Origin of the sequence: uncultured Oscillibacter sp. (assembly GCF_950073225.1) — a bacterium.
Lineage (GTDB): Bacteria > Bacillota > Clostridia > Oscillospirales > Oscillospiraceae > Oscillibacter.
Genome location: NZ_CATMPS010000002.1, coordinates 17,660 through 34,576 on the forward strand (window position 1 = coordinate 17,660; position 16,917 = coordinate 34,576).

A 16,917-nucleotide genomic window follows, 5' to 3' on the forward strand; every position below is an offset into this window, starting at 1 on the left:
CCGGCTGGGCGGCTCTTTTTCTATACAGGCTGCTTATTGCACGATGAGGGTTTTTCCGTCCATTTCCGGCGGACAGGCCAGGCCCATCACATCCAGCATCGTCGGCGCGATATCGGCAAGCCTTCCGTCGCTCCGCAGCTCGGACCCCGCGCCGCAGAGAATGAAGGGCACAGGATTCGTGGTGTGGGCGGTCATGGGGCTTCCGTCTGGCTCCACCATCTGCTCCGCGTTTCCGTGGTCGGCGGTGATCATAGCGATGCCTCCCATTTTCAAGGTGGCGTCCACCACCTTGCCTACGCAGGTATCCACAGTTTCCACCGCCTTGACCGCGGCGTCAAAAATTCCGGTATGGCCCACCATGTCGCAGTTGGCAAAATTCAGGATGATGACGTCGTAGGCCCCGGATTCAATGCGCTCCACGCATTTTTCGCAGACCTCCGGAGCGCTCATCTCCGGCTGAAGGTCGTAGGTAGCCACCTTGGGGGAGGGGACCAGCACCCGATCCTCCCCGGGGAAGACGGTTTCGCTGCCGCCGTTGAAGAAGAAGGTCACATGAGCGTACTTCTCCGTCTCCGCGATGCGGAGCTGGGTCATGCCCATTTTGCTGAGGTATTCACCCAGGCCGTTATTCACCAGCACTCGGGGGAAGGCCACCTCCACGTTGGGCATGGAGGCGTCATACTCCGTGTTGCACACAAAGGTCAGGGGGAAGAACTGCCGGGTGAAGCCGTCAAACTCCGGGTCCACCAGAGTCCGGGTAATCTCCCGGGCCCGGTCGGGGCGGAAGTTGAAGAAGATCACGCTGTCGTTGTCGGAAATAGAGCCGTCGGCATCGCAGACCACGGGCTCCACGAACTCGTCGGTGACGCCCTTTTCATAGGACTTTTTCACCGCGTCCACGGGGTCCGGGTTGTTGATGAGGCTCTCGCCGTAGACCATGGCGTCATAGGCCTGCTCCACCCGGTCCCAGCGTTTGTCCCGGTCCATGGCGTAGTACCGGCCCATGACCGTGGCGATTTTGCCCACGCCGATTTCCTCGCACTTTTCCACCGTCTGGGCCACAAAGCCCGCGCCGGAGGTGGGGGACACGTCCCGCCCATCCAGGAAGGCGTGGATATAGACCCGGGTAAGTCCCTTGTCCTTGGCCATTTTCAAAAGGGCGAAGAGGTGGGTCAGGTGGGAGTGGACGCCGCCGTCGGACAAAAGGCCGAACAGGTGCAGGGCGGAGCCCTTTTCCATGCAGGCGTCCATGGCGTGGAGGTAAGAGGGATTTTGGAAAAAGCTGCCGTCCTCAATGGAGCGGGTGATGCGGGGCAGGTCCTGGAAGACCACCCGGCCGCCGCCGATGTTGGTGTGGCCCACCTCGCTGTTGCCCATCTGCCCGTCGGGCAGGCCCACGTCCAGCCCGGAGGCGGAGAGGGTTGTGTGGGCGAACTCCTGGAAGAAGCCGTCCAGCCGGGGCGTTTTGGCGGTTTGGACGGCGTTTCCCGTCTCTCCGCCGCCGGTGCCGAAGCCGTCCATGATGATCAAAGTAGTCGGTGTTTTGTTCATTAAATACTCCTCCTCAGGGGAGAATTGAAATCATTTTCCCGACGGCATGTGCGTCAGGAAAATTCCCCGATGCGTGCGCCTTGGGCGCATACACCAGTGACTGATGTCACTGGTGTGGGGGAATCCAAAGGGGGGACGGAGTCCCCCCCTTTGAGACGGAGTCATTCTTGATTGGCCGCGTTGATGATCTCCACGAACTGGTCGGGCTTCAGGGCCGCGCCGCCAATGAGTCCGCCGTCGATGTCGGGCTGGGCCAGGAGCTCCGCGGCGTTCTTGGCGTTCATGGACCCGCCGTATTGGATCGTGACGCTCCGGGCCACCCGGGCGCCGTACAGGGAGCGGATGGTGGCGCGGATGTTGGAGCAGACCTCACCGGCCTGCTCGGCGGTGGCGGTCTTGCCGGTGCCGATGGCCCAGATGGGCTCATAGGCGATGATGCAGCGGCGCAGCTTGTCGGCGGGCACGCCGAAGAGGGCGCTCTTCACCTGGAGGGCAATCCACTCGTTGGTGATGCCGGTCTCCCGCTGCTCCAGGCTTTCGCCCACGCAGATGATGGGGCTCATACCGGCGTTCAGCACGGCGTGGACTTTTTTATTGACGGAGACGTCGGTTTCGCCGAAGTACTGGCGGCGCTCACTGTGGCCGATGATGACGTACTTGACGGCCAGGTCTTTCAGCATATCGGCGGAGATCTCGCCGGTGTAGGCGCCCTTCTCCTCAAAGTAGACGTTTTCGGCGCCCACGGAGATGCGCAGATCCTTGAAAGCCTTGGCAGCGGTGGAGATGTTGCAGGCGGGGACGCAGATCAGCGTTTCGCACCACTTGGCCCGGGGCATAATCTTGCGGATTTCCTCGGCAAATTTCTTGGTTTCGCTGGCGGTCATGTTCATCTTCCAGTTTCCGGCGATGACGGTTTTGCGATATCTGCGGTTCATGATGTTCAAAACTCCTTTATATTTATGTTTTCAAGATGGCGGGCGTCAGGGCCCGTGGGAAAGCAAAAAGCAATCAACTAATATATAGCCGAACTGAGGGAAAAAGTCAAGGGCGCAGAGTGCTTTTTCCTGAACTTTTTCCTCAAAAAGACGGCGTCAGGCGTCCAAAAGGCACGCCACGCCCGGCAGCTCTTTGCCTTCCAGGAACTCCAAAGAGGCTCCGCCGCCGGTGGAGATGTGGCTCATCTTGTCGGCGTAGCCCAGCTGCTCCACCGCCGCCGCGCTGTCTCCGCCGCCAATGACGGTGATGGCGGAGGTTTTGCTCAGGGCCTCGGCCATGGCCTCGGTGCCCTTGGCGAAGGCGGGGAACTCAAACACGCCCATGGGGCCGTTCCAGATGACGGTGCCCGCGCCGGACACGGCGTCACAGTAAAGCTTCACCGTCTCGGGCCCGATGTCCAAGCCCTCCCAGCCGTCGGGAATTTCCCCGGCCTTGACGAGCTGGCTCTTGGCGTCGGGAGCAAACTTGTCGCCGCAGACGGTGTCCACCGGCAGAAGGAACTTCACGCCCTTGGCCTCGGCCTTGGCGATCATCTCTTTGGAATAGTCCATCCAGTCGGATTCCAGCAGGCTGTTGCCCACCTTGCCGCCCTGGGCGGCGGAGAAGGTGTAGGACATGCCGCCGCCGATGATAATGGTGTCGGCGATTTCCAGCAGGTTGTTGATAACCCCAATTTTGGAGGAGACCTTGGCCCCGCCCAGGATGGCCACCAGGGGCCGCTTGGGGCTGGCGATGGCGCCGCCCAGGAAGTCCAGCTCCTTCTGGATCAGGAAGCCGGAGACGGCGGGCAGGTAATCGGCCACGCCGGCGGTGGAGGCGTGGGCCCGGTGCACCGCGCCGAAGGCGTCGGACACGTAGACCTCCGCCATGGAGGCCATGGCCTTGGCAAGCTCCGGGTCGTTTTTGGTCTCGCCTTTTTCAAAGCGGGTGTTTTCCAGCAGCAGAATCTCGCCGGGCTTCAGGGCGGCGGCTTTGGCCTTGGCGTCCTCGCCCACCACGTCGGCGGCCATGACGACCTCCTTGCCCAGCAGCTCGCCCAGGCGCTTGGCCACGGGAGCCAGGCTCAGCTTCGCCAGGGACTTCTTCCACTTCTCCTCGGTGAGGGAAGCGGGATCCTTGCCCTTTTCGGCCTGCTTCTTGACCCATTTGTCAAAGCTGGCCTCGGGCTTGCCCAGGTGAGAGCAGGCGATCACAGCGGCGCCTTGCTCCAGCAGGTACTGAATGGTGGGCAGGGCGGCCACGATGCGCTTGTCGCTGGTGATCGCGCCGGTCTCCTTGTCCTGGGGGACGTTGAAATCGCAGCGCAGCAGCACCTTTTTGCCGGACACCTCTACGTCTTTGACGGTCTTCTTGTTGTAATTCATCTCAGGACTCCTCCTAAAAAGAACTTATTTCTCGGCGCGAACGCCGGTTTAAACATATTATAATGCTATAAGTTATAAGCGCGCCATTTCTCCCGTACCCAAAAGGCCGGGGAATCCGCTTTGCCGCAGGGCCTCGTATACGCATACGGCTACGGCGTTGCTCAGGTTCAGGCTCCGGGCCTCGTCCACCATGGGCAGCCGGACGCAGCGCTCCCGAAACCGCTCCCGGAAGGGGAGGGGCAGCCCGGCGGTCTCCTTGCCGAAGAAAAGCCAGCTGTCTTCCGTGAATGCTGCCTCCGTGTACGGCTGGGGAGCCTTGGTGGTGGTGAGCCAAAGGTCCGACGCGGCCTCCGGATGGCGGCGGAAGAGGTCTTCCAGATTCTCGTAGTCCGAAACCTCCACCAAGTGCCAGTAGTCCAGGCCGCAGCGCTTCATGTTCCGCCGGATGGCGCCCTGGGAGATGTCGAAGCCCAGGGGGCGGACCAGATGGAGGCTGGAGCCGGTGGCGGCGCAGGTGCGGGCGATGTTCCCGCAGTTCTGGGGAATCTCCGGTTCCACCAGTACGACGTGCAGCATAGGGGCCCTCCCGCTTTTTCACAGAATAGTGTTATTGTAATCTATTACCTTAACAAATTCAACTACATTCTTTGAAAAAATTACATTTTTGATTAAAACATACCAGGGGGAAAAAGCAAATTCTGCGAAACGCCGAAAAAAGCCGGGAGATTTGGGGGCTTTTCTCTCTTTTTCCGTGAGCTCTGACAAAAAAGAACAAGAGACAGGAAAAAATTTGGAAAAAATTCTAGGGACAAATTCACCGTAACCACTGGATTTTCCCCAAAAGTTTGCTATAATGGAGTTGCCTTTAGTAAAAATGTGCAAAGGAGGGCGAGTTCATGAGTTGTCCGAAACAGGCTGTTTTGATTTTTGAGGAAGACGCCGCCGTCCCGGCGGGCTTAAAGCCGCTGATGCTGGAAACCGTGCTGTCCCGTCCCATCCTATCCTGGGTATGCGACCGATTGCGGGCTGAAGGCGTTCAGCGGCTTTTCGCTGTCTGCGGCCCCCGCTTCGCGGAGGAAGCCCGGGGCATCCTGCCCCCGGAGTCCGCCGTTTCCGAGCAGTGGACGGACCTGGAGTCGTTTTTGGACACGGACGGCGCCACGCTGGTGCTCCCCAGGGCCGCGTTCCCTATGGAGGAGGCCGGGCCGGGCTTTGCCTACGCCGCGCCGGGCCGGGAGCTCCGGGAGACCTGGCGGGTGAAAATGACCAACAGCGTGCAGGGCGCGGAGCTGGTCTCCGGCTGGCTGCCGGTCTACGGGCCGGACACCGTGGCCGAGATTGAGGCGCTGCTGCGGCAGAGGGAAGCCTCCAAGGAAATGGGATAAAGAAAAAAGTGAATTCGTCCGGCCAATGGCGCGGCTGGACAAAAAAATAAATGACCGGAGGCCCGGTCATGGAAAGAGAGCGTTTAGGATATGATTTCACACGGGAAAGATATCAAGGTGTTCTCCGGCAACGCGAACCTGAAGCTGGCGAAGGAAATCTGCGCGCAGATGGGCACGAAGCTGGGAGAGGCCGAGGTCGGCGCCTTCTCCGACGGCGAGGTGTTTGTCTCCCTGTATGAGACCGTCCGGGGCAGCGACGTTTTCGTGGTCCAGCCCACCTGCAGCCCGGTTAACAACAACCTGATGGAGCTGCTCATCATCATCGACGCGCTGAAGCGGGCCTCCGCAGGCCGCATTACCGCTGTCATTCCCTACTACGGCTATGCCCGGCAGGACCGGAAGGCCAAGGCCCGGGACCCCATCACCGCCAAGCTGGTGGCCAACATGATCACCGCCGCCGGGGCGGACCGGGTGCTGACCATGGACCTCCACGCCGCCCAGATCCAGGGCTTCTTCGATATCCCGGTGGACAACTTGGCGGGCAACCCCATTTTCGTGGACTACTACGCCAAGAAGTTTGGCGGCAGCTGTGAGGACATGGTGGTGGTATCCCCGGACGTGGGCTCTGTCTCCCGGGCCCGGGCCTTTGCCCAGAAGCTGCACATGCAGCTGGCCATTGTGGATAAGCGCCGCCAGCGGGCCAACCACTGTGAGGTCATGAATGTCATCGGCGACGTGGAGGGACGGGACTGCATCCTCTTTGACGACCTGGTGGACACCGGCGGGTCCCTCTGCAATGCCGCCCAGGCCCTGATGGACAATGGGGCCCACAGCGTCCACGCCTGTGCCTCCCACGGCGTGCTCTCCGGCCCGGCCATTGACCGGATCAATGCCAGCCCCATTCAGGAGCTGGCCCTGCTGGACACCATCCCGGCTATTCAGCCGGAGCTGAGCAGCAAGGTGAAGTATCTCTCCGTGGCGCCTATGTTCTGCGAGGCCATCGAGCGGGTCTATCAGGAGGTTTCCATCTCCAAGCTGTTCCGCTGAGGCCGGCGTCCGCATCTATAAAGCAATAGAGCCATCCAAGGCGGGGAAGTCGTACTTCCCCGCCTACGTGGGTTGTGCGGAATGGTCGAATTTTTGAGTTTTTTGGAAAGGCGGGACCGATATGCTGTTTGGAAATAAGGGCTCCTCCGTGGAGTGGCTGATCGCGGGGCTGGGGAACCCTGGAACGAAGTACGAGAACACCCGGCACAACATGGGCTTTCGGGCGGTGGAGCTGCTGGCGGAGCAAAAGGGCGTGAAGCTGAACAAGGTGAAGTTCAAGTCCGCCTACAACCTGATGGAATTCGCCGGGGCCCGGTGCCTGGTGATGAAGCCTCAGACCTACATGAACCTCTCCGGCGAAGCGGTGCGGGAGGCGGCGCAGTTTTATAAAATCCCCCCGGACCATGTGCTGGTGATTTACGACGACGTGGCCCTTCCCGTGGGAAAGCTGCGGGTACGGCCCACCGGTTCCGCCGGGGGGCACAACGGCATCAAAAACATCATCGCCCACTTGGGCACCCAGGACTTTCCCCGAATCAAAATCGGCACCGGGGCCCCGGAGGACAAGGACGGCATGATCGACTGGGTTATCGGCGTCCCCTCCCAGAAAGAGCGGGAGGTCCTTCTGGAAGCCTTCCGGCGGGCCATCGAGGCGGCGGCGTGCGTCATTGAGCACGGCTGCCAGAGGGCCATGAACGATTTTAACTGACTGCAAAGGGTTTTTGCCATGAAGCATCTGCTGGAAAAACTGATGACCATTCCGGAGGCGGGGGAGCTGCTCCGCCGGGTGGAGGACGGCGGCTGTCCCGCCGCGGTGACGGGCCTTCAGCCCGTACAGCGGGCCTGCCTGGGCGCGGCGGCGGCTCGGGCGGCGGGCCGTCCGGCGGTCTTTGTCTGCGGCGACGAGGGGGAGGCCCGGCAGCTGGCCGGGGACTTGGAGGCCCTGCTGGGCGAAGCTCCGGTGACGCTGCTGAGCCGGGAGTGGCGGCTCCGCCCCGGGGCGGTGTCCTCCCGGGACTGGGAGCGGGGCCGCCTGGCGGCGCTGTACGCCATGGCCCAAGGCGCTCCCGGGGCCGTTGTGGCCACCGCCGACGCCCTGATGGCCCGGACCATGCCTCCGGAACTGCTGAGGGATCTGTCCGTCATTTTGAGGGTGGGAGAGCGTCTGGATCTGAGCGATTTGCCGGACCGGCTTCTCTCCGCCGGGTATGTCCGCTGCCAGCAGGTGGAGGGCGTGGGCCAGTTTGCCCTCCGGGGCGGCATTCTGGACGTGTTCTCCCCCCTGATGGACCAGCCGGTCCGCTGTGAGTTCTTCGACGATGAAATCGACTCCATGGGGGCCTTTGACCCCGGTACCCAGCGGCGGACGGCGAACCTGGATTCCGCCCTGATTCTCCCCGCCGCCGAGGTCCTGCCCCGGCAGGCAAAGGGAGGACTGGAGGGCCTGGGGGAGAAGCTCCTGGCCCTGGCCGGAAAGCTGGAGAAAAAGGGCTCTCCCGCCGCCGCTCATCTCCGGGAGGACGGTGAGCGCCTGAAAAACGGTTCCGTCCCCGAGGGAATGGACCGCTATCTGACCGCCGTCTATCCTAAAGCCGCCGCCGGAGTCCACTATCTGCCCCAGGACGCCCTGGTGTTCCTTTGCGAGGCGGGCCGGGTGGACGAGCGGGTGAAGGGCGCGCTGCTCCAAAACCGGCAGGACCTGGAGACCTTAATGGAGGCCGGGATTTTAGCAGGAGACTACGCGAAGCTGCTCCTCTCCGCCGAGGAGCTTTACGCCGCCTTGGAGGCCTTCCCGGTGATCATGGCGGGGGCTCTGCCCACTTCCCGCTATCCATACCCGCCCAAGGGCCTTTTGAGCGTCAACGCCCGCCAGCTCAGCTCTTACGGCGGCAGCCTGGAGACCGCCGTCACGGATTTGGAGCAGTACCGGGAGAGCGGCAGCGCCGTGCTGCTGCTGTGCGGTGGGGAGACGCGGGCGAAAAATCTGCACAATCTTCTCTCGGAACGGGGGATTCCCGCTGCCCTGGACATCAAGGGAACCGCCATGCCGGGCCCCGGGGAAGTGCGGATATCCGTGGGAGCCCTCTCCGCCGGGTGCGAGTGGCCGGCCCTGAAGCTGGCGGTGCTGACGGAGGGGCAGCTCATCGCCCCCTCCCGGAAGCGGGCGCGGCCCAAAAAGGATTCCAACCGCCAGAAAATCCAGTCCTATACCGACTTGAAGCCGGGGGATCTGGTGGTCCATGCTCACCACGGTGTAGGCCGCTTCGCGGGCATCCAGCGGATGCCGGTGGACGGCGTGGAGAAGGACTATATTAAAATTGACTACGCCGGGGGGGACTGCCTCTATGTCCCCGCCACGGCGCTGGATTTGGTAAGCAAGTATATCGGCGGCGGAGAGGACGGCGAGGGCAGCCGGAAGCTGAACAAGCTGGGAGGCACCGAGTGGGCCAAGCAGAAAACCCGGGCCAAGAAGGCCGTCAAGGACCTGGCCAAGGGCCTGACGAAGCTCTACGCCGAGCGCCAGCGCTGTCCCGGCTTCGCCTTTTCCCAGGACTCCCCCTGGCAGCAGGAGTTTGAGGAGGCGTTTCCCTACGCGGAGACGGACGACCAGCTCCGGGCCATCGCGGAAATCAAGAAGGACATGGAGCGCCCGAGGCCCATGGACCGCCTCCTCTGCGGCGACGTGGGCTACGGCAAGACGGAGGTGGCCCTCCGGGCGGTGATGAAGTGCGTGCTGGACGGGAAGCAGGCGGCTATCCTGGTGCCCACCACCGTCCTGGCCCAGCAGCACTACGCCACGGCCATGGGCCGCTTCCGGGATTTCCCGGTGCGGATTGAGGTGCTGTCCCGCTTCACGCCGCCCAAGGACCAAAAGCGTATTTTGGAGCTGGCGAAGGAGGGCCGGGTGGATCTTCTCATCGGTACTCACAAGCTGCTGCAAAAGGGCATGGAGTTCAAGGATCTGGGGCTGCTCATCATCGACGAGGAGCAGCGCTTCGGCGTCACCCACAAGGAGCGCTTGAAGGAGATGAGCCGTCAGGTGGACGTGCTGACCCTGTCCGCTACGCCCATTCCCCGGACGCTGAACATGGCCCTGTCGGGACTCCGGGACATGTCCGCCATCGAGGAGCCCCCGGCGGACCGCCAGCCGGTCCAGACTTATGTGCTGGAGCACGATTGGGCCATTTTGGAGGACGCCATGCGAAAGGAGCTTGACCGGGGCGGGCAGATTTACTACCTTCACAACCGGGTGGAGAGCATTGACCGCGTGGCCTCCCGCATTCAAAAGATGCTGGGGCCCGAGGTCCATGTGGTCACCGGCCATGGGAAGATGAGCGAGCAGGAGCTGTCCGCCGTTATGGGGGCCATGGTGGAGGGAGAGGCGGACGTGCTGGTCTGCACCACCATCATAGAGACGGGCATTGACATCTCCAATGTCAATACGCTTATCGTAGAGGACGCGGACAAAATGGGCCTGGCCCAGCTCCACCAGCTCCGGGGCCGCATCGGCCGCAGCGCCCGGCGTGCTTACGCCTACCTGACCTTCCGAAAGGGGAAGGTCCTCCAGGAGATTGCCGCCAAGCGCCTTTCGGCCATCCGGGAGTACGTGGAGTTTGGCTCCGGCTTCCGCATCGCCATGCGGGACCTGGAGATTCGGGGGGCGGGGAATCTCCTGGGCCCGGAGCAGTCCGGATATCTCATGAGCGTGGGCTATGACCTCTATTTAAAGCTCTTGGAGGAGGCCGTGCTGGAGGAGCGGGGCGAGGAGAGGCAGATCGAAACGGAGTGCTCCGCCGACCTGACCGTCAACGCCAACATCCCGGAGCGTTACGTCTCCTCCCCGGAGCAGCGGATGGACCTCTACCGCCGCATCGCCGCCATCCGCTCCAACGACGACGCGTCGGACCTGCTGGATGAGCTTTTGGACCGCTATGGGGAGGCTCCCAAGCCGGTGCTGGCCCTGCTGGACGTGGCCCTTTTGCGGGCGGCGGCGGCCAAGGCGGGGGTGTCGGACATTACCCAGAAGAAGGACGTCCTCCGCTTCCAGATGGCGGTGTTCCGCCCGGAGGCGGTGGTGAAGGTCTGCGGACTGAACAAGTACCGCCAGCGCCTGTCCGTGGCCGCCGGAGAGGACCCGGCCCTGAAGCTGAAGCTGAAGCCCGGCGCGGACGCGCTGGAGAGCGCCATGGAGCTGGTGGAGGATTTGAAGCTGCAAACCCAGGCGTAAAACGCGGGGGATCTGAAGACAGATCCCCCGTGTTGTCATATCTTCCGTTCCTTCCCAATATAATGGTTGGGACAACCTCATGATGGGAGGAGTGGGAGCGATGCGGAAACGGATGGCGGCGCTGGGCCTGGCTCTATGCCTGGGACTCAGCGGCTGCGCGGTGAAAGGGGAGGAGAAAAACGCCTCCCTGCTGGGCCGGGCGGCGGAGCTGGGGGAGGAGCTGGTCCTGCTGACCGTGGACGGCCGGGAGGTCCCCGCCTGGCGGTATCTCTATTGGCTGGCCTTCACCTGTGACCAAGTCCGGGAGAAGTACAAGGACGCCGGCCTGTCCCTGGACTGGGAGACCCCGGTCCCCGGCGGCACCCTGGCGGACTATGCCAAGGACCAGGCCCTGGCCAACACGGCCCTCTACGCCACGGTGGAGAACTGGGCGGAGCAGTACGGCTGCGCCCTCAGCGAGCGGGAGCGGGCGGCCCTGGCGGAGACCTGGGAGGAGCAGTCCGCAGCCCGCGGCGGGGAAGAGGCGTACTTAAAGGAACTGGCGGCCCTGGGGCTGGATCGCCTCCGCTCCGAGGAGCTGTCGGAGGTGGGGATGCTCTACGCCAAGCTCTACGACCTCTGCCTGACGGAGGGCAGCGAGCTCTCAGGCCTCCTGGAGAACACGGACGGCCTGACGGTGGACCGTATTCTGATTTCCGCCGGGGAGGACCGGGAGGCAGCCCGGGAGAAGGCGGCGGAGGTATTCTCCCGCCTCAACAGCGCGGAGGACCCGGCGGCGGCCTTTTCGGTTCTGGCGGCGGAGGGAGACGATGCGGCGGGCCCCCGGACCCTTCTGCCGGGAGACGGGACCCTGCCCCCGGCGCTGGAGGAGGCGGCGCAGACCCTGGAGGAGGGCCAATGCTCCGGAATTTTGGAGTCGGAGGAGGGGTTTTCCATACTTCGCCGTCTGGTCTTCCAGGGGGAGGACCTGGCGGGAGAGGCCTTTGACCGCCTGCTCCAGGCTGCCGCTGAGGAAGCTCTGGTCCAGACCGCCCCGGCCTATGATAACTTGGACGCCGCTGCTTTTGACCAGGCGCTGGCGGAGCTGCGGGCGGAGAAGACGTAAGCCCTCCGCTTCCTGAAACCGGGAAGCGGGACCGGGCGGGATTGGAAAACGATGGATTTTCGTCACCTTGACGAAAACGGACCTGATGTTGTCAAAGATTTAACGAAATTGTAAAACCTGACGAAAGACCATTGACGAAACGGGGAGGAGTCTCTATAATGATACGCAGAGAAAGGCGGTCAGCGGGCTTGTCAAAAAATTGGCAATCTGCGTCCCGCCTTGCCCGTTGAGACTCCGGCGGCCCGCCGAGCCGCCAAAATATTACAAATACGGAGGAACATCATGAAAGATCTTTATGTCGTGAACTGCTGCCGTACCGCCATCGGCTCCTTTGGCGGCAGTCTGAAGAACACTCCCGCTGCGGAGCTGGGCGCGATCGTGGTCAAAGAGGCCCTGAACCGCGCCGGTGTGAAGCCGGAGAATGTGGATGAGGTCATGTTCGGCTGCATCCTCACCGCCGCCCAGGGCCAGAACGTGGCCCGTCAGGTCTCCATCAAGGCCGGCATTCCCTATTCCGTTCCCGCCTACACCGTGGGCATGGTCTGCGGCTCCGGCATGAAGTCTCTCATCGAGGGCGCCCGCTCCATCCTGGCCGGGGATTCCGATATCGTGGTCTGCGGCGGCACGGAGAATATGAGCGCCGCTCCCTTTGCCTCCATGGACGCCCGCTGGGGCGCCCGCATGGGCGACAAGAAGCTGGTGGACACCATGATCAAGGACGGCCTCTGGGACGCCTATAACAACTACCACATGGGAACCACCGCGGAAAACATCAACGACATCTGGGGCATCACCCGCCAGGAGCAGGACGAGTTTGCCGCCGCCTCCCAGCAGAAGACCGAGGCCGCCCAGGCCGCCGGTAAGTTTGATGCCGAGATCGTCCCCGTCCCCGTGAAGGTCAAGCGGGACATGGTGGACTTCAAGAAGGACGAATATCCCAAGGCCGGCGTCACCGCCGAGGGCATCGCGAAGCTCCGCGGCGCGTTCCCCGTGGGTCCCGAGTCCCCCAATCCCGAGGTTGTCCATACCTTCGAGGTCACCGGCAAGAAGGAAACCGAGGACAAGGGCCAGCAGCGGGTCACCGCGGCCAACGCCTCCGGCATCAACGACGGCGCGGCGGCCATCATTCTGGCCTCCGGCGAGGCTGTGGAGAAATACGGCCTGAAGCCCATGGCCAAGCTCATCGGCTGGGGCCAGGGCGGCGTGGACCCCAAGATCATGGGCGTGGGCCCCGTGCCCGCCTCCCGTCAGGCCATGGCGAAAGCCGGCGTGACCATTGACGACATCGATCTCATCGAGGCCAACGAGGCCTTTGCGGCCCAGTCCATCGCCGTGGGCCGGGAGCTGGGCTTTGACATGGCGAAGGTCAATGTCAACGGCGGTGCCATCGCTCTGGGCCACCCCGTGGGCGCTTCCGGCGCGCGGATCATTGTCACCCTGCTCCATGAGATGCAGAAGCGCCCCGAGGCCAAGAAGGGTCTGGCCACCCTCTGCATCGGCGGCGGCATGGGCGTTGCCACCGTCTTTGAGAAGTGCTGATACTCTTTCTCGGAGAGAAAAAGTATCCAAAAAGAGCGTTCGCCCGCTCCGGTTGTCTGGAGGGCGTCCGGGCCGGAGCGGCAGCGCGGAATTGCTGAATTTACAAAGAGGGGCCTTCGGGTCCCTCTTTGGCTGTTAAGGAGAGATAAAAATGCGGGAACATTTTCAAGGGTTGGGCCATGTGGCTGTTTATACGCAGGATATTGAAAAGAGCATTGCCTTTTATGAAAATCTGGGCGGCGAAGTAAGGGGCCGGGGCGCTGTGAACGCTCCGGCGGGAGAGAAGAAGCTGGCTTTGGTGCTGTTTGGCGGCATTACGCTGGAGCTGATCCAGAGCCCTGGGGCCATGCCCATGGGGGAAGGGAACGTCCCCCACTTCGCTATCCTGGTAGACGACCTGGATGCGGCAGCGGCGGAAATCCGGGCGGCGGGAGTGGACAGTTTCCTGACACCGGAGAAGAAGGTCCTGCCGGACCTCTTCGGAGGCTTGCAGAATTGGTTTTTCACCGGCCCCTCCGGGGAGCAAATTGAGCTTTTGCAAATGCTGTAAAGGGAAAGTGGCTTTCACCTAATGGTGAAAGCCATTTCTGCATATTACTTCCGAACTGAAAGGTCGGAAGTAATATGTGCCATGCTTTGCGGTTGCCGCTGTTTACAGCGGCGAGCAAAGCGGCTTGAATCAAATTTATTATTTCCGAGTTTTGAGCTCGGAAATAATAACCGGCGGCTTAGCGGAACAATTTCCGGGCCACCCAGATGAACAGGCATGCGCCTGCTACGTCCACAATGAGATTGGCGAACCAGCCGTAGGCGTAAAAGCCGAACAGGCCGAACACGGTGCTGCCTACGGCAGAGCCTACCACGCCAATGATGATGTTGCGGAGAAACCCGCCGCCGGCATCCATCAGCCTCCCGGCAATCCAGCCCACCAGTGCACCCATAATTAGAGAGCCTAGTAAATGAAACATGCGAACGCTTCCTTTCCTCAGTCTTCAATATATTCCCGCACCCGGTAAACCGCTCCAATTTCTTCCTCGCAGATCTTCCGGCAGTTCTCGATCTCCTCCGTGGGGATGGTGTCCACCACGGTCATCATCACCGTGGGCACATACTGCCGGAGCTCCTTGGCAAAGGACTTCATGGCCTCGTAGGCCCCGGTTTGGACCGGATGGCAGAGAGCGTCGTACTTCTCCGCCGTGTCGGTGTTCAAGGAGATGGATACCATGTCGAACCGCCCGGCGAAGTCCGGGCAGATATTCCGGCCGTGAATCAGGTTTCCGGTGCCGTTGGTGTCCATGCGGGTGAAGGGCTTTTTGCCCTTGGATTTGAGTTGGTCAATCACCCAGCAGATATCGTCGATGCGGTAGCTGGGTTCGCCGAAGCCGCAGAAGACCAGCTGCTTGTATTTTGCGAGGTCCCGGCTTTCGATGTTCTCCAGGATTTCCTCCTTTGTGGGCTCCCGCTCCAGCCATAGATTGTGGGTGTAGATGCTGCCGCCGCGGCCGTTGTGCCGGAGACAGAATTCACAGTTGAAGTTGCAGCGGTTGGTGGTGTTGACATACAGGTTTTCCCCGTACTCGTAGGTGATGGTAAAGCCTTTTTCCATAGAAGAATCGCTCCTTTTCCTATTGCAGATGAAATCCGGACAGAGTAAACACGCCGTCCCGGTATCCGACATCAGCGGTATAATCGGCCACGTAGTTCGTGGTCTTCCAAAGGTCCACCGCGCCCAAAAGCTGGATGGCATGCTCCTCCGGCAGAAGGCGGAAGTTTGCAATCCATCCGGCGGAGGGCTCCATCTGGCCCTCCAAAACGTGCTCCATATCGATTTCCAGAAGCTCCCGACCCAAAATTAGGAAGTTTCTTCCATCTGTCTGGACAAACCTCAGCAGAGGCGGAAGCCTTTCCTGCCAGAGGCTCCCCGGCATGGCGTAATCCGTCAGGGTTCCGTCCGGATTTTTCTCCAGCACATGCAGGTCATAGATCGAAACGCCGGTGCCGCTGCCTACGTAGGTGAGGACAATCAGCTCGTCTTTCCCGTCGCCGTCCAGGTCCATTACAGCCATGCGGGGCAGGAACCGGCGGGGCGTGAGGAAGTCCCAGTCGAATTCCGCCAGGCTGTTCCCCCAGCGGATGAGGGCGGTCTCGTGGGCATTCTCCGAATAAGGCAAGCCGTAAAAGGCTGCGCCTGCTTCGGGCGCTTCCGCTAGAAGGCCGATGGTCCCTCCTCGCAGCCAGCCGTCTATGTCATAACGCATCCAGCTGTTCTCTGGACTGAATTCCCGCGGAAGGGGCAGGTCATAGTCCTCCGCCGGGGCCCGGCCCTCGGTGACGGCGGCCTCTGAGGAAATGGGTTCGGCCTCCGCCGTCTCCGGCAGGGCAAAAGCCGGGACCTCCAGAACTTCCATAACGGTTTCCGGTTTCGCGCCGCAGGCCGTCAGCACTACCAGCATCAACAGCAGGGGAATTATTCGGTACATCCAGTTTCCTCCTTGTAGAATGCCCCAATCTTCGGAAATAACCGCAGCCCGTTCTCCCAAGTGATCCGGGTCATCTCTTCCGGGGACACGCCCTTCCATTCCGCTAGCTTCTCAATGATATAGGACAAATTCCGGCTGTCATTCCGCTTCCCCCGCAGGGGGACCGGGGAGAGGTAGGGGGAATCCGTCTCCACCACGATGCGATCCAGCGGCGTGACGGCGGCCACCTCCGGGGCCTTTTGGGCGTTTTTGTAGGTAATGGGCCCGTCGAAGCCCAAGAACCATCCCCGTTTTAAAAGCGCCTCCGCCATCTCGGGACTGCCGGAAAAGCAGTGGAACACCCCCCGCACCTCGGGATAGTCCAGCACAATGGCCAGGGAATCCCCGTGGGCCTCCCGGTCGTGGACGATGACGGGCAGGTCCAGCTCAATCGCCAGCTCAATCTGCCGCCGGAAGACCGTCTGCTGGAACTCCTTGGAAGGGTTGTCCTTCCAATAGTAATCCAGGCCGATTTCTCCCACTGCCACCACCTTTTCGTGGCCGCAGAGCTTCCGGAGGGCGGCAAATTCCGCCTCGCCCGTCCCGGCGCAGTCAGAAGGGTGGATGCCAACGGCGGCATAGACAAAGGGATACCGCTCCGCCAGGGCCAGGGCGGCCCGGGAGCTCTCCAGCTCACAGCCGGGATCTACCACCAGCCCAACCCCGGCGGCAGGGAGAGCGGAGAGGATTTCGTCCCGGTCGGCGGCGAACCCATTGGAATCATAGTGGGCGTGGGTATCAAAAATAGGCATGGAAAAGCACCTCCTGGCAAAACAAAAAGGACATCCGAACGGATGCCCTTTTGGCCTGACGGCCTCCGGGCATTCACACGGAAGCGTCAATACCCCGGGAGCGGGGATATGTTGGATCAACCGATCCGATTGAGCTTCAGGGTCATGGCGCTCTTTTTGTGAGCGGCCGCGTTCTTGTGGAGAACACCCTTCGCCACAGCCTGATCGACCTTTTTCACCGCAACCTTGTAAGCGCCATCGGCATCGGTGCGATTGCCCTCCGCCGCCGCGGCCTCGAATTTTTTGATCGCAGTCTTGAGATCGGATTTCGTGGCCTTGTTGCGGGCGTTCCTCGCTTTCCCGATGAGAACGCGCTTCTTGGCAGACTTGATATTCGGCAAACCAAACACCTCCTTTGGCCGTAGATTTCATGCGTGCAGGACAAGTCCTAC

At 61.8% G+C, this 16,917-nt stretch carries 16 protein-coding genes; 7 read left to right on the top strand and 9 right to left on the bottom strand.

The window, feature by feature from the left end; translation table 11 throughout:
• Positions 1-33: 33 nt before the first annotated feature.
• The 4 genes from gpmI to Q1M04_RS01680 all read right to left on the bottom strand — a co-directional run bounded on the left by gpmI (position 34) and on the right by Q1M04_RS01680 (position 4,487).
• Complete coding sequence (gene gpmI, locus Q1M04_RS01665; RefSeq protein WP_297997002.1) at positions 34-1,551, bottom strand: 2,3-bisphosphoglycerate-independent phosphoglycerate mutase; 1,518 nt, start codon at positions 1,549-1,551, stop codon at positions 34-36.
• A 161-nt stretch (positions 1,552-1,712) separates the two neighbouring features.
• Positions 1,713-2,486 (bottom strand): triose-phosphate isomerase, encoded by a 774-nt coding sequence (gene tpiA / locus Q1M04_RS01670; RefSeq protein ID WP_293280336.1) that lies wholly within the window; start codon positions 2,484-2,486, stop codon positions 1,713-1,715.
• A 156-nt stretch (positions 2,487-2,642) separates the two neighbouring features.
• Positions 2,643-3,911 carry a phosphoglycerate kinase gene (locus Q1M04_RS01675; RefSeq protein ID WP_297294575.1) on the bottom strand — a complete coding sequence of 423 codons (1,269 nt, stop codon included), beginning with the start codon at positions 3,909-3,911 and terminating at the stop codon, positions 2,643-2,645.
• 72 nt (positions 3,912-3,983) lie between these two features.
• The gene (locus Q1M04_RS01680) at positions 3,984-4,487 is read right to left on the bottom strand and encodes a tRNA (cytidine(34)-2'-O)-methyltransferase (RefSeq protein WP_297996999.1); all 504 of its coding nucleotides are present in this window, start codon (positions 4,485-4,487) and stop codon (positions 3,984-3,986) included.
• Between the two features lie 320 nt (positions 4,488-4,807).
• Here Q1M04_RS01680 and Q1M04_RS01685 point away from each other — a divergent pair, with 320 nt between their 5' ends.
• The 7 genes from Q1M04_RS01685 to Q1M04_RS01715 all read left to right on the top strand — a co-directional run bounded on the left by Q1M04_RS01685 (position 4,808) and on the right by Q1M04_RS01715 (position 13,765).
• Positions 4,808-5,296: a hypothetical protein gene (locus tag Q1M04_RS01685; protein WP_297996997.1), complete on the top strand. Its 489-nt coding sequence runs from the start codon at positions 4,808-4,810 to the stop codon at positions 5,294-5,296.
• A 90-nt stretch (positions 5,297-5,386) separates the two neighbouring features.
• Positions 5,387-6,343: a ribose-phosphate pyrophosphokinase gene (locus Q1M04_RS01690; protein WP_204789414.1), complete on the top strand. Its 957-nt coding sequence runs from the start codon at positions 5,387-5,389 to the stop codon at positions 6,341-6,343.
• 121 nt (positions 6,344-6,464) lie between these two features.
• Positions 6,465-7,052 carry an aminoacyl-tRNA hydrolase gene (pth, locus tag Q1M04_RS01695; protein ID WP_293280328.1) on the top strand — a complete coding sequence of 196 codons (588 nt, stop codon included), beginning with the start codon at positions 6,465-6,467 and terminating at the stop codon, positions 7,050-7,052.
• 18 nt (positions 7,053-7,070) lie between these two features.
• Positions 7,071-10,571, top strand: coding sequence for a transcription-repair coupling factor (mfd, locus tag Q1M04_RS01700; protein WP_297996994.1), 3,501 nt, complete (start codon positions 7,071-7,073; stop codon positions 10,569-10,571).
• Positions 10,572-10,671: 100 nt separating this feature from the next.
• Positions 10,672-11,676: a peptidylprolyl isomerase gene (locus tag Q1M04_RS01705; protein ID WP_297996992.1), complete on the top strand. Its 1,005-nt coding sequence runs from the start codon at positions 10,672-10,674 to the stop codon at positions 11,674-11,676.
• Between the two features lie 282 nt (positions 11,677-11,958).
• Positions 11,959-13,215, top strand: coding sequence for an acetyl-CoA C-acetyltransferase (locus Q1M04_RS01710; protein WP_297294570.1), 1,257 nt, complete (start codon positions 11,959-11,961; stop codon positions 13,213-13,215).
• Positions 13,216-13,366: 151 nt separating this feature from the next.
• Complete coding sequence (locus Q1M04_RS01715; protein WP_293279646.1) at positions 13,367-13,765, top strand: VOC family protein; 399 nt, start codon at positions 13,367-13,369, stop codon at positions 13,763-13,765.
• Between the two features lie 178 nt (positions 13,766-13,943).
• Here the strand turns inward: Q1M04_RS01715 and Q1M04_RS01720 are convergent, their stop codons facing one another.
• The 5 genes from Q1M04_RS01720 to rpsT all read right to left on the bottom strand — a co-directional run bounded on the left by Q1M04_RS01720 (position 13,944) and on the right by rpsT (position 16,866).
• Complete coding sequence (locus Q1M04_RS01720) at positions 13,944-14,183, bottom strand: GlsB/YeaQ/YmgE family stress response membrane protein (protein WP_295757327.1); 240 nt, start codon at positions 14,181-14,183, stop codon at positions 13,944-13,946.
• Positions 14,184-14,200: 17 nt separating this feature from the next.
• On the bottom strand, positions 14,201-14,821 hold the full coding sequence (locus Q1M04_RS01725) for a TatD family nuclease-associated radical SAM protein (protein WP_297996989.1): 621 nt from the start codon (positions 14,819-14,821) through the stop codon (positions 14,201-14,203).
• 19 nt (positions 14,822-14,840) lie between these two features.
• Positions 14,841-15,695, bottom strand: coding sequence for a hypothetical protein (locus tag Q1M04_RS01730; protein ID WP_297996987.1), 855 nt, complete (start codon positions 15,693-15,695; stop codon positions 14,841-14,843).
• Positions 15,683-16,486: a TatD family hydrolase gene (locus tag Q1M04_RS01735; protein ID WP_297996985.1), complete on the bottom strand. Its 804-nt coding sequence runs from the start codon at positions 16,484-16,486 to the stop codon at positions 15,683-15,685. Before Q1M04_RS01735 ends, Q1M04_RS01730 begins: the two co-directional genes overlap by 13 nt.
• A gap of 116 nt (positions 16,487-16,602) precedes the next feature.
• Positions 16,603-16,866 (bottom strand): 30S ribosomal protein S20, encoded by a 264-nt coding sequence (gene rpsT / locus Q1M04_RS01740; protein ID WP_293279654.1) that lies wholly within the window; start codon positions 16,864-16,866, stop codon positions 16,603-16,605.
• Between the last annotated feature and the right edge of the window lie 51 nt (positions 16,867-16,917).